The organism is Exiguobacterium sp. RM11 (assembly GCF_059821525.1).
In genome coordinates, this window is sequence record NZ_CM187558.1 from 1,359,767 (window position 1) to 1,372,925 (window position 13,159).

The window sequence follows — 13,159 nt, forward strand, 5'->3', positions numbered from 1 at the left end:
CGTTTTTGATGATTAATGGATTCCGCGCATATATACTTTGATTTTTGGTGCGAGTGCGAACAGAATCAAACTTAAGATGATGGCGACCCCGCCGATGACTCCGAAATAGAGCATCTCATTCTCTGGTGAGTAGAACTTGACGAGCTGGGCATTGATCCCTTGCGCGGCAGCGTTCGATAAGAACCAGAGTGACATCGTTTGAGCAGAGAACGCAGCGGGTGCAAGTTTAGTCGTAGCCGACAAACCGACCGGCGACAAGCTCAACTCGCCCAACACGACGATAAAGTAACTCAAGACGAGCCAGAGTGGGTTGACGAGGGCATCCGGACCGCTGAAGTAAGCAGGGAGTAGGATGACCAAGAAACTGATCCCTGCAAACAAGATCCCGAAAGCGAATTTCGTCGGGATACTCGGCTCACGGTCACCAAGGCGAACCCACAACCAAGCGAATACCGGTGCGAGCAGAATGATGAAGAGCGGGTTCAACGACTGGAACCATGCTGGTGACAATGTGAATCCGAAGAATTCAAGGTCAGTCCGTGTATCGGCATAACTCGCAAGGATCGTTGCCCCTTGCTCTTGAATCGCCCAGAACATGACGGAGGCGATGAAGAGCGGGATATAGGCGATGATGCGCGAACGCTCGACCTCTGTCGTCTTCGGACTGCGGTACATAATGATAAAGTAAATCGTCGGAATCGCAACCCCGAACACTCCGACGAGCGAGATGAACGTGTTGATCGTGAACCATCCGAGCGGAATCAAGATCGCGAGCAAAATGGCGATCCCGATCGTGACGAGACTGACGATGCGAATCGTTTTCTTTTTCTCGTCTGGAGACAACGGGTTCGGTACATATGAACCAGCAAGGCCAAGGTTCGTTTTACGTGTCAACACGAAGACGACGAGTCCGACGAACATCCCGATTGCTGCAAGGGCGAAGCCCCAATGGAAGCCGTAGTCTTTTTGAACTTGTCCAACGATGAGCGGTGAGATGAACGCGCCCAAGTTGATCCCCATGTAGAAGATACTGAATCCAGCGTCGCGACGGCGATCCGTTTCGCTATACATATCTCCTACGATGCTTGATACGTTCGGTTTCAATAAACCTGTACCAATAACAATCAACGCCATGGAGATGAATAAGAAGACGACGCTACCTGGAATCGAGAGGACGATGTGCCCGAGCATGATGAACACACCACCGTAGAAGACCGCACGTGACGTCCCGAATACTCTGTCCGCAAGCCATCCCCCAATGACCCCTGACATATAAACGAGCGCACCATAGACGGACATGATGGACAGCGCGACATTACGGTCGAGTCCGAGTCCACCTTCAGAAACCTCATAGTACATATAGAATACGAGGATGGCCCGCATGCCATAGTACGAGAAACGTTCCCAAAACTCCGTGAAGAATAGGGTGAACAACCCTTTCGGTTGTCCGAAGAAGCCTTTTTGTGGAACACTGTCCACGATTGTCTGTTTATCGATCCTTTCCATGAAAGATCCCTCCTTAACCGTTTTATCATAAAAAGGATTATTATGATTGTAAAGTGAATTGAATGATAATTTCAAATTTTAATAAGAATGAAAAGAATGAAAAGACCACACTTTCTAAAAAACAGAGAGTGTGGTCAATGAGTGATTACGCGGATTTTTGCTTTGCTTCTGTCGCTTGAACGTGACGTCCGAGTTGCCAGTAAATAATACCTGACAGACAACTCGCGCCGCCGATCAAAATCAGTGCGATATGTCCGGCACGATGATCGAAGAAGACACTCGCGATAATCGGTGCCGTCACACCGCCGATCAGCCACTGGACACTCGCAGCACCATTGTAGGCACCGCGCATGTTCTCTGGCGCAATCAAGGCGATGAATGTCTGTTGGACAGGAGACATGATCATCTCACCAAACGTGTAAAACGCGTAGACGGCGAGTAAAATCCCGACGAGTGGGAGATAAGGAACGTCGAGAGCGTACAATGCTCTCGGGACGATTGCAATCAAGACCATCCCAATCCCGAATACGGTAGCTCCAGCAAACATGACTTTCCCAAAAGGCTTATTCCCAAGCTTCGATGCAATCGGGAACTGGAAAAGAACGACGAGAATCCCGTTAAGTGCCAACAGGTAAGGGAATGGGTTTTGTTGATCCGTATACGTCGGGAGCGACTCTTTCAAAAAGAGCGGCAACATACTTTCGACGACCGAGAACCCCATTGATATGAATATACCCGCAAAGATAAAGATCAGAAACACGCGGTCGTTATAGAATACGCGCAACACTTCACGGTTGCTCGGGGTCTCATCTTCCGTGAACTCCGGCAACGACTCGTGAATAAATGCCCCAAGCACGAGGGCATATAATCCAAAGATGAAAGCAGCCGCAAAGAAAATGAGCTCCCTGTCGATAAACAGTACCGCACTCCCGAGAAGCGGTCCGAATGCGGCTCCGATGTTATGCCCCATTCGTAAGAGGCCGAACGCCTCGTTCATATGCTCGGGTTCCGTGACATCAGCGACCATTGCACTGGCAGCGGGGTGGAACAATGAATTGGTCAAGCCGAGCATGGCATTGAGTAAGAGCAACGGCCAAAACGAGTCGGCGAACGCAAAACCGATGAGGGCGAGCGCGTCACCAACGATGGCGATCATCATGATTGGTTTGCGTCCGTATAGATCAGCAAGCCGTCCCCCAATCATCGAGCCGAGGAGCGCCATGATTGGTCCCGTCGCCATGATGATTCCGACTTGAAGATAGCTGTCTAACTGGTCACTATAATAAAGGACTAAGAATGGGGCAATCATGAACATCATGATTCCCGTGATCGTTTCTCCTAAGAAACGTATCCAAATGTTGCGGTCGAGTTGCTTGAGTGATTGAAACATACAGGTCACCTGCTTTATTTAATTTTAGACACAAAAGGGACGTCATATGCATGAAGGCATACGACGTCCCACGTTGTTTATGCATGCCTAGTTAGGCAGGCGTCTTAGATATGAATCAATCGAAGAGGTGCCTGCCAATCAGTATGAACTTGAATGAATGGTTTCGAAGATACTACTGACATGGGAACCTCTCCTTTCTGTTAATTGTTGTTCTTCTCTTCAACTGTATGACACATTTCATCAATGTGTCAACAAATTATTGGGAGGATTTAGAGTAATTCATTTAAATTTTTTCGATTCAAACGATAATCAATCAGTCTAGACAAGACGACTTGAATCATCGCCGTGATCGGAACGCTCACAAACATGCCGACGAGACCGAATAGACTTCCTCCGATGATAATCGATGTGATGACCCAAAACGGAGTGATTCCGACGCTGTCACCCAAAATCTTCGGCCCGAGCCATAACCCGTCAAATTGCTGCAACAAGAAGATGAACAAGAGCACCAATACGGCGGTGAACGGATCATAGAAGTAAGTGATGATAAACGCTGGGATCATCCCCAGTAGCGGACCGACGTATGGGATAAAATTGAGCACCCCGACGATGACACCAAGAAGTAACGCGTATGGCGCCCCGATGATTAAGAGTCCGATGACAGCGAGAACACCGATGATCAGACAATCGAGTGATTTACCGATGATGTATCGTTTAAAAATGTAGTCCATCTCCTGAAAGATATCGATTGTCGTCTTCGCAGTGCCCACTGGTAAGAGCGCGTAGAGAAGGCGTTTGAACATGCGAGCGAAGACTTCTTTGTCTTTTAACAGATAGATGGAGATGACAATCCCAATCAAGAAGTTGATCAATGTCATCGTGAAACTAGAGACATAACTGACAGAAGAGAGGACGGCCGTCTCGACCCATCCGGAATAACGATCCTCGAAGCGTGCAAAATCAATCGCCTGGGCGATCGTCGCATTATAGTCTTTCAAGTAATTGTTTACATCACCTAAGAACGCATCGATTTGACGGATGTAGACGGGTAACTCCTCGATGAGTGATGAAAGACTCGAGTAGATCCGCGGGAACAACGTGACGACCGAGATCGCTAAAATCCCGATAAACGTGATATAGACGATGAGCAGACCTTGATATCGCTTCAAATGGAACCGTTCTTCAATATAAGAGAGTACGGTGTTAAGTAATAAAGCGATGGCAATCCCCATGATGATTGGGGTCAGTAACTGAAACGTGTACTGCAAAACACGTGAGATGGTATCCTGTTCACTGATGACCCGCCATAAGACGAGTAAAATCAGACCGATCACACTGAGTTTCCAAATAAGTTGACGATTAAGCTCCAATGCTCTATCCCCTCATACAAATATAATTTTTCTACTCTTTTACTATGAATGTTTTTTGAAAAGGATTCAATAGATGTTCACTTTGAAAAAAATGTTTGACACCGTTGGAAATGTCTGGTTAACTTAGGGACATACAAAAATTACATAGCGAATAACACTTTCTATCAAGAGAAGCGGAGGGACTGGCCCGATGAAGCTTCAGCAACAGATTGCAAAATACTGTGCTAATTCCAGCAAGGTGACCTTGAGAGATGGGAAGGTGGTTGACTACATACGTCTGTATTGAGCACCCCTTTCCTCAGAAAGGGGTGTTTTTTCGTATCAGGAGGAAGAATCATGGCAGACAGACGTTCACAGTTATTAAAATCTTTACCGACGCAACACTTCGTCGGATTGGCAGAAGAGGTCGCAGCGGTAGAGGCAAGCGGAAAGAGCGTCATCCGACTCGGGCAAGGGACACCCGATTTACCGACACCCGCTCCAATCTGTGAGGCGCTCGAACGTGCCATCACGGACCCGACCACACACCAATACGGTCCATTTCGAGGACAGACCCGATTGAAAGAAGCGGTCGCATCATTTTACTCTCGTGAATATGGTGTCGAACTCGACCCGGAACGAGAAGTCGCCATCTTGATTGGTAGTAAATCAGGTTTGATCACACTCCCACAATGTCTTCTCGAACCAGGTGACGGGATTTTACTCCCGAACCCGGGTTATCCGGATTACATCTCTGGAGCGAGGCTCGCAGGTGCGGAAATCATCGATTTGACGTTAAAAGAGGAACACGGCTTTCTTCCGGACTATTCAACACTCGACCCGGCACACGCAAAGCTCATGTATTTGAACTACCCGAGCAATCCGACTGGGGCTGTCGCGACGCCGGCATTCTTTGAAGAGACCGTCGCGTTTGCAAAGAAGCATGATGTGATGGTCGTCCACGATTTCGCTTATGGAAGCATTGGGTTCGACGGTTATGTTCCCCCGAGCTTTCTTCAGGCAGATGGTGCGAAAGAAATTGGAATTGAAGTATACACGATGTCGAAGGCGTTCAATATGTCGGGGTGGCGTGTCGCGTTCGCGGTCGGAAATGCCGATATTATTGAAGCCATCAACACGTATCAAGATCACGTCCACGTGTCTGTCTTCTCAGCCATTCAAGAGGCAGCGATTGTGGCGTTAGAATCCCCGCGCGACTTACGTGATGACCTAGCCTCACTTTACGAAACAAGACGAAACCGATTGATTAATGGGTTACGCCGGGCGGGGTGGGAGATTGAGGCACCGAAGGGTTCGTTCTTTGTATGGGCGAAAGTACCTGAGGGGGATGCAAAATCGTTCTCGACAAAGTTACTCCACGAGGCGGGAGTCGCCGTCACACCAGGCTACTTCTTCGGAACAGAGGGAGAGCACCACATCCGTTTCGGTCTCGTATCGTCTGAACAGAAGATTGATGAAGCGGTAGAACGGATTGAGAGACTGTTTGCAGCCTATGAGGAGGTACATTTGTGATTCGTCAGGCCGTGCTCGAATATGACCATTCGCATGATGCGCTCGAGAACCTTCATACGTTGATTGGAAACCGGAAGGCACTCGTTTTGAAAGGATCGAACGGATACGGTGAAGCGGTTCGCGTGTTCCCTCGTCTAGCAAATCTTCCGAGTGTACAGTTCAACGGGGAATGTACAGACGAAGAAATAAATCGTTTGAATGCCTATCGACCCGACGTATGGATTGCCGTCGGCGGAGGTAAATTGATCGATACGGCGAAGCGGATTGCATTCACCCAGTCGGTCCCGCTCATTGTCGTCCCGACACTCGTATCAAACTGTGCAGCCTTCACACCACTCAGCGTCATCTACAGTGAGGAAGGGTCTTACATTCGCTATGACACGTTTCCGGTCGTCATCGAACGCGTCATCGCAGATGAACGACTGTTACGTGATTCGCCTTATGACTATTTCAAGGCTGGCGTCATCGACACGGTCGCAAAGTGGTTCGAGGCTCGTTATATTAGCGGGACGACTTCAAAGGATGCAGGGATTCAGTCAGGGTTATCACTTGCTGCGCAGTGCGGTAAATTGATGGACCTGTCAATCCGCGAACAGGACTTCCGTCGCTACGGTAAGGACATTCGGTATATCGTCGACCATGTTCTCGCAATCGGTGGTGCGGTTGGTGGGTTTGGGGATGCCGGCACTCGTGTTGCTGTCGCTCACGCCGTTCATAATGCACTTAGTCGTTTTGGATCGACCCACCATTGGCTACACGGAGACAAGGTTGGCTTCGGATTGATTGTTCAAGAACGGTTGATTCGATCCGATGACACCCTCCTGCTCGAGGACTGGCTTCAATCCATCGATGCGCCAACTTCACTTACCCAACTTGGGATTCATCCTGATCAAGTCGATGAATTGGTCACTTCGATCGTCGAAGAAATCACGATTCAAGGGATTCGGAATCTTCAAGATTCAGAGCAGTTAAAAGAAATTCTCATCAATCTTCAAGAAGTAGTTTACAAATAATGCTTTTATCAGTAATATAATAACAAAATAATAAAACCGTTTGCTTATCAAGAGTGGTGGAGGGACTGGCCCGATGAAACCCGGCAACCAGATCAGTATGATCATGGTGCTAATTCCAACAGACGAGACGTCTGGGAGATGAGCGTGTCCGACTTTCACTTGTCGTGCCCGCCGCTCTTCGTGAGTAGCGGGCTTTTCATTTGGAGGAGGAACTATTCATGAACATCAAACAAAAAACACTTTTGGCAGGCACGTCATTCCTTGCAGCAATCGCACTTTCTGCGTGTGGACAATCCGAGGCGAGCGAGACGCTCAGCACGGAAGAACTGACGATCGGCGTGACTGGTGGCCCACACGAGCAAATTGCGGAGAAAGTACAAGAACTCGCGAAAGAGGACGGTCTTGAGATCGATATCAAAGTATTCAATGATTACAACACACCGAACACGGCACTCGACGAGGGAAGCCTTGATGTAAACAGTTACCAGACGTTATCGTTCCTCGAACTTCAAAAGTCAGACAAAGGGTATAAAATTGACGACGTATTCAAAACGGTCGCATTCCCGATGGGTCTTTATTCTGAGAAGTTGACAGATATCAAGGATTTAAAAGAAGGAGATAAAGTTGCCGTCCCGAACGATCCGGCAAACGAACTTCGTGCCTTGCGACTATATGAAACAGCAGGTCTGATCACACTAAAAGAAGGTCTGACGGATAAAGCGACGAAACGAGATATCGCGGAAAACCCGCTCAATCTCGAATTCATCGAACTCGAAGCGTCACAGCTCCCGACACAACTTCCGGAAGTGGCCCTTGCAGCCATCAATACGAACTTCGCGATGGGTGCAGGTCTCTCTATCAACGAGGATGCCCTGTTCCATGAGGACACGGTCGACAACCCGTATCCGAACTATGTGGTTGTCCGTTCGGCCAACAAAGAAGATGAGGTCGTTGAGACGTTGAAGTCTTACTACCATTCGGATGAAGTACGTGCCTTCATCGAAGAGGAATTCAGTGGATCTGTCGTACCAGCGTTCTGAGGAGGGATTCGATGATTGAACTGAAACAAATCACCAAGCAATTTCACGTCAATGGAGATACGATCACCGCGCTCGACGACGTCTCCCTTACAATCGAAAAAGGGGAGATCTTCGGCATCATCGGCCGAAGCGGTGCCGGAAAGAGTACCCTTATCCGGATGATCAATCTATTAGAACGCCCGACGACAGGTGTCGTTGAGATTGAGGGACAAGACATCACGCTGCTAAAGAAAAAAGGTCTGTCGAATTTACGTCAGCGAATCGGCATGATCTTTCAACATTACAACCTATTAAAGACCGCGACCGTCGAAGAGAATGTCGCCATCCCGCTCCGCCTCGAAGGGCTCGGGAAGCAAGTCATCCGTGAACGGGTCGACCGCTATCTCAACATCGTCGGTTTATCTGAACATCGGAACCATTATCCGGAACAATTATCAGGCGGTCAAAAACAGCGTGTCGCCATTGCGCGAGCGCTCGCCCATGAACCGGACATCCTCCTCAGCGACGAGTCGACGAGTGCGCTCGACCCTGAGACGACCGAGTCGATCTTAGAGTTGTTGCTCGAGATCAACCGAGAACTCGGATTGACCATCTTCTTGATCACGCATGAGATGGAAGTGATTGAACGAATCTGTGACCGAGTCGCCGTCATCGATCATGGGAAAATTATTGAACAAGGCAACGTGTTGGATGTCTTCTCAAACCCGAGACACGAAACGACGCAGCGGTTCTTGAAGACGAATCTCGATGTTCCGGAAGAAGTGGTGTCGGAATTACAGACGCGAGGCACGCTCGTTCATTTATCATTCATCGGTAGTCAAACGGAGCAAGCTGTGCTCGCGCAGTTGACGAAACGATTCGGGATCTTACCGAACATCATCGGAGGCGGGATCAAGAAATTGAAAGCGGGTCTTGTCGGAAATCTGCTCGTTCACCTTGACGGGGATCACGATCAAACAGAACTTGCTGTCCGTTATTTGAAGACGAGCGGCGTACACGTAAGGGAGGTGTCGAACCATGCAACAGTTCTGGACAGACTGGGGTGACCTGATTTGGACGGGGACGATTCAAACGTTGACGATGACGAGTATCGCGCTCCTCATCTCGACCTTGATTGGACTTCCGCTCGGGACGTTGCTTGTACTGACGAGACCGAACGGGCGTCTCGCGAACCGGTTCGTGTACGGTGGATTATCGAGCGTCATCAACGTCATCCGTTCGATTCCGTTCATCATTCTCTTGTTTTTCATCTTGCCGTTCACACGTTTCATCATGGGTACAACGATTGGTGTCCAAGGTGTGCTTCTACCACTCATCGTCTTCACCGCCCCATACATCGCACGGCTCATGGAGTCTGCTCTTCTTGAAGTCGACCGCGGGGTCATCGAGGCGTATGAGGCGATGGGCATCTCAACGAGAAAGATTATCTGGTACGTCCTCATCCGTGAGGCACGTTCTTCCATCGTTCTCGGATTGACGATTGCGACAATCGGGTTGATTGGTGCGACAGCCATGGCAGGTCTCGTTGGAGCCGGTGGGCTTGGAGATATCGCGTATCAATACGGACACCTTCGTTTCGAACCGGAAGTCATGTATGTGACGATTTTTGTCCTTATCCTCCTTGTTCAATCGATTCAGTCATTCGGAATCCGATTGGCAGCTAGATTAAAACGAGCCTAAAAAAGAATCGTGTCGCCAAGGCGACACGATTTATGCGTTGTGGAGCAAACGTTTTAGTTCAGCGATGCGGTCATGCCGAGGAATGAACGTCCGAATCTCTTTCTCACTGAAACCGACCTGGATGCGATGATGGTCGAAGACAATCGGACTCTTCAGGATTTGAGGGTTTGATGCGACAAAACTGTACAGTTCGCGGATCGACATCTCGTCGAGTTTCTCAGCCGCTTGCTTATAGACGCTCTTCTGTACCGACAGCAAGTCGGTCGTCCCATTCTCGGTCAGACTTAGCATTTCTTTAAATTCACCAAAGGATAAGCCTTGGTCTGTCAATTTCTTTTCGATGAAGGGAATCTTTTGTTCCCGCAACCAATCAATCGTTTTTCTGGAAGAACTGCAGCTCGTATGCGTGAATACCGTGACCGTCACGACAACCACTTCTCCTTTACATCAGTTTGGTTCTAACTATTATCTCTTTTTATACGTTACGTTTCGTGATTATGTTTCAAATCACATACAGTTTCTTTTTGATTGAAGAAGACTTCGTTCGGGTACAGATTTCAAGAGTGACCACATAAGGAGGAATGAAGATGTTTGATTATACTGTACAGTCTGACCGTACCGTTGAGGACGTCATCGACCGTCTTGGAGAAGCGCTAAAAGATGAGGCATTCGGTGTATTATGGGACTTTGATTTGAGCGACACGTTAGAGAAAAAAGGGCAGGCCATTGAAGGGAAGTATCGCATTTTAGAAGTGTGCAACCCGAAGGCAGCAAAAGAAGTGCTGTCACACCATCTAGAGGGAGGCTACTTCCTCCCGTGTAAAATTGCCGTTTTCGAAAAGGACAATCACACACAAATCGGCATGCCGAAACCGACAACGTTGATTCGCCTCATAGATGACGAATCCTTACAAGCCGTCGCAGCGGACGTCGAATCTAGATTGCAACGTGCGATCGATCAAAGTAAATAAACGATGTACCATCCGTTCATGAAACATGAGCGGATTTTTTTCGTATAAGATAGTTAGATAATGGTAAAATTGGATAGAAGCATGAGTGGAGGGATTATATGTTCAAACGTGGTATGGCGATGTTGCTTGGCGCTTTCATGTTAAGCGCATGTGGAGCATCTGACATAGAAGTCATTCAACTAGATTACATAGAAAATCAATGGAATCTCGAGAGTTATACGAAAGAAGGAGAAATTGTTAAAATCCATGAGGTGCGAGAAGTGCTCGAGGCATGTGAGGGCGAACGGGTGACAGAGTTGAAAGGGGAGATTACCACGTATCAAACGGTGATTGCAGGGAGAGCTGGAGTTTCATCCGTTGATCCGTACTCGATGAAGGTAGTTACCTATTTAGAAGGTGACGAGCGATATGTCGTCTGTCGCGAAGATTATACGAATCAATTGATGGCGGAGGCGATTGATGAGTTCCCGGACTTCGTGAATACTTCTGAAGGAATCAGCGTCCCCCGATTACCTAACCTTCATCAAACATCATCATCCTCTAAGGACAAGCTAATGAAAACAGACGAACTGAACATCGATGAAATCGACATCATTCCGTTTCGAGATACGTTACTTGAAATTGAACCGGCACTATTCGGAGAAATTGAACTAGAACTGGATGGTAAAGCGACGAGACACCCTCTTGCCCAGTTTGGACCGACTGGAATCGAGATGCCGCATCGACAGATCGCCATTGGACTCGATCGAAAAACATCTCAGCCTTACATTCTTTTCGCACTTAATGAACGCTTTGTTTTTCAACCATTACAGTTTGAAGAACTAGAAGACCCTGCGTCAAGAGAACAAAAGGCCTTTGATAAGTTAAGCGTCGACACCATCGTCGAAACTGGAGAGCTAAAAGAAGGAGAAGCGATTCCCATATATACGTTCCATTACATGCGGGAGGGTGAACCCGTGACTGAAACGATGACGGTTCGCTTTGTTGAAGGTACGTTGCTGAAAGAAGGCGAAGAACCCGATTCGATGTATGAAGAGTGGATGCCGGCCCAAGAAGATGGTCCAAGAGTCGTCTCACACCGGAAACCGTTTGACGAGAATGCACTCGCTTATCCTGATTTTATTGAAATCTCGACGGAAGAATCTGAACAAGTCATGAAAGTATTGAAGGAGGCAGAACCGGTCAGCCGAAAGGGTGAGCCTGCAGACTATCGATACTTGACGTTGATGGATGGATGGAAAGGTCAAGCGTTTGAAGTCAGTTATAAACAGCGGTCAAAAAAGATTGACATCTATCTGACAGACCCGCTTCGCGAGCAGACATTTAAATTATCTAGTAAAGGGGCGGAAGTGTTCTTGGATATTTTCCCGGAGTACGAAAAATCATGATGAAACGACTATTATTCACGTTATGTACAGTTGGAATTTTATCGGGTTGTGGTGGTGAAGAGGTAAAGGTCGTCAAACTGGACCATATGCCCTCACAATGGGATGTACGAGACATGAACAGCTTTACTACCGGGCCGGAGACGTGGGCGAGCGATTTACTCCTTGCATGCACCGATGACCCGGTTCCCCAAATTAATGAAGACGTCACGGTCTATCATTCGTATGTTTTGAACCGAAAAGCCATGATTTCGGACTACGATGCACATGCCTATAAGCTAGTGACGTATGTAAAAGGCGAACAGAACTATGTCATTTGTCAGGACGGCCTTTCTCCAAAGATGAGAGTCGGACTTGTGGAAAAGTTCCCTTCGTTTGTACAGGCTTCTGAAGGTGTCACCATCCCAAGTAATCCGACGATTGCAAATGGAACTCCGGAACAAGAAGAGAGTTTGAAGGAAAGCGATTATTCCGATGTTTTAGAGGTACCCGTCAATCTCATTGACGGAACGATGATTCAAGTGACCCCTTCCTTGAATGGAAGTATCCATTTAACCATCGGAGAGGACGAAGGAATCTTTCCGCTCTCAATCATTGAGCCTTATCACGCGCAAATGGGAATCATGACGATTGCACTCGGCTACGACGAACAATCTAAAGAGGCTTACTTTTTCGCTGAGTCGGAAGGAGGCTTACTTTCCTATGATCCGGTTGTCATGATGTCCGAAAACGATTATTGGCAACCAAAGCAATTTGAAGGGCTCAAAGTCGAGCGGGTACTGCAGGCAGACTCGCTTGAACCCGGAGTCGAGACACCGCTTTACACGTTCTCTTTTATTGAGGATGGCAAGCGTGTGACGGAAGACGTCCGTCTCACCTACACCGATCGCGAATTTGCGACGGATGAATCGATCGAAGCGGACAAGGAATCGACTCCTGCCGTACCAAGTGGTCCGTTCGTGTTCGTCCATAAGACTCCTTTAGACGAAAAGGCAACGATTGGTTACCCGAACGTGCTGCGGGCTGCAGGAATCGACATGTCTGATTTGATGGATGCAATCGATGAGGCTGAACTGGTCAAGCGAGAAGGGGAGATAGAGGAGTATTCGCTGCTTACGATCATCGACGGGTGGGGCGGTCAGGAGTTTCAATTAAGCTTTCAGAGACGCTCGAAAAAGGTGGATGTGTACTTAACCGATCCAAAGCGAAAGCAGACGTTCAAATTGTCGAGCACAGGAGCAGAGACATTCTTCAGCTATTTTCCCGATTTACTAAAAACCGATTGACCCTTT

The 13,159-nt window shown here is 48.0% G+C and carries 12 protein-coding genes and 2 riboswitches; of the genes, 8 read left to right on the plus strand and 4 right to left on the minus strand.

The window, feature by feature from the left end; translation table 11 throughout:
* Positions 1–12: 12 nt before the first annotated feature.
* The 3 genes from AC5LIL_RS07135 to AC5LIL_RS07145 all read right to left on the minus strand — a co-directional run bounded on the left by AC5LIL_RS07135 (position 13) and on the right by AC5LIL_RS07145 (position 4,266).
* Positions 13–1,506 (minus strand): peptide MFS transporter, encoded by a 1,494-nt coding sequence (locus AC5LIL_RS07135; RefSeq protein WP_214782892.1) that lies wholly within the window; start codon positions 1,504–1,506, stop codon positions 13–15.
* A 145-nt stretch (positions 1,507–1,651) separates the two neighbouring features.
* Positions 1,652–2,896 (minus strand): MDR family MFS transporter, encoded by a 1,245-nt coding sequence (locus AC5LIL_RS07140; protein WP_214782895.1) that lies wholly within the window; start codon positions 2,894–2,896, stop codon positions 1,652–1,654.
* A 269-nt stretch (positions 2,897–3,165) separates the two neighbouring features.
* Positions 3,166–4,266 (minus strand): AI-2E family transporter, encoded by a 1,101-nt coding sequence (locus AC5LIL_RS07145; RefSeq protein WP_499825311.1) that lies wholly within the window; start codon positions 4,264–4,266, stop codon positions 3,166–3,168.
* Between the two features lie 158 nt (positions 4,267–4,424).
* Positions 4,425–4,524, plus strand: a riboswitch (SAM riboswitch).
* Positions 4,525–4,602: 78 nt separating this feature from the next.
* Here AC5LIL_RS07145 and AC5LIL_RS07150 point away from each other — a divergent pair.
* From AC5LIL_RS07150 to AC5LIL_RS07170, 5 genes are all read left to right on the plus strand, one after another.
* Positions 4,603–5,778 (plus strand): aminotransferase class I/II-fold pyridoxal phosphate-dependent enzyme, encoded by a 1,176-nt coding sequence (locus AC5LIL_RS07150; protein WP_214782898.1) that lies wholly within the window; start codon positions 4,603–4,605, stop codon positions 5,776–5,778.
* Complete coding sequence (locus AC5LIL_RS07155; protein WP_214782901.1) at positions 5,775–6,791, plus strand: iron-containing alcohol dehydrogenase; 1,017 nt, start codon at positions 5,775–5,777, stop codon at positions 6,789–6,791. The genes AC5LIL_RS07150 and AC5LIL_RS07155 overlap by 4 nt, the downstream gene beginning before the upstream one ends.
* Before the next feature lie 41 nt (positions 6,792–6,832).
* Positions 6,833–6,936: riboswitch (SAM riboswitch) on the plus strand.
* Between the two features lie 73 nt (positions 6,937–7,009).
* Positions 7,010–7,831 (plus strand): MetQ/NlpA family ABC transporter substrate-binding protein, encoded by an 822-nt coding sequence (locus AC5LIL_RS07160; protein ID WP_499825312.1) that lies wholly within the window; start codon positions 7,010–7,012, stop codon positions 7,829–7,831.
* An 11-nt stretch (positions 7,832–7,842) separates the two neighbouring features.
* Entirely contained in the window at positions 7,843–8,877 is a 1,035-nt protein-coding gene (locus AC5LIL_RS07165; protein WP_214782906.1) for a methionine ABC transporter ATP-binding protein, read from the plus strand.
* Positions 8,849–9,511, plus strand: coding sequence for a methionine ABC transporter permease (locus AC5LIL_RS07170; protein WP_214782909.1), 663 nt, complete (start codon positions 8,849–8,851; stop codon positions 9,509–9,511). The genes AC5LIL_RS07165 and AC5LIL_RS07170 overlap by 29 nt, the downstream gene beginning before the upstream one ends.
* A 30-nt stretch (positions 9,512–9,541) precedes the next feature.
* On the opposite strand, the gene AC5LIL_RS07175 is transcribed toward AC5LIL_RS07170, so the two are convergent.
* Complete coding sequence (locus tag AC5LIL_RS07175; protein WP_012726343.1) at positions 9,542–9,937, minus strand: Spx/MgsR family RNA polymerase-binding regulatory protein; 396 nt, start codon at positions 9,935–9,937, stop codon at positions 9,542–9,544.
* 161 nt (positions 9,938–10,098) lie between these two features.
* Here AC5LIL_RS07175 and AC5LIL_RS07180 point away from each other — a divergent pair, with 161 nt between their 5' ends.
* From AC5LIL_RS07180 to AC5LIL_RS07190, 3 genes are all read left to right on the plus strand, one after another.
* The gene (locus tag AC5LIL_RS07180; RefSeq protein ID WP_214782912.1) at positions 10,099–10,482 is read left to right on the plus strand and encodes a DUF302 domain-containing protein; all 384 of its coding nucleotides are present in this window, start codon (positions 10,099–10,101) and stop codon (positions 10,480–10,482) included.
* Positions 10,483–10,580: 98 nt separating this feature from the next.
* Positions 10,581–11,870 carry a hypothetical protein gene (locus tag AC5LIL_RS07185; protein ID WP_499825313.1) on the plus strand — a complete coding sequence of 430 codons (1,290 nt, stop codon included), beginning with the start codon at positions 10,581–10,583 and terminating at the stop codon, positions 11,868–11,870.
* A complete protein-coding gene (locus tag AC5LIL_RS07190; RefSeq protein WP_499825314.1) occupies positions 11,867–13,153 on the plus strand; it encodes a hypothetical protein in 1,287 nt (428 codons plus the stop codon). The genes AC5LIL_RS07185 and AC5LIL_RS07190 overlap by 4 nt, the downstream gene beginning before the upstream one ends.
* Positions 13,154–13,159: the final 6 nt, after the last annotated feature.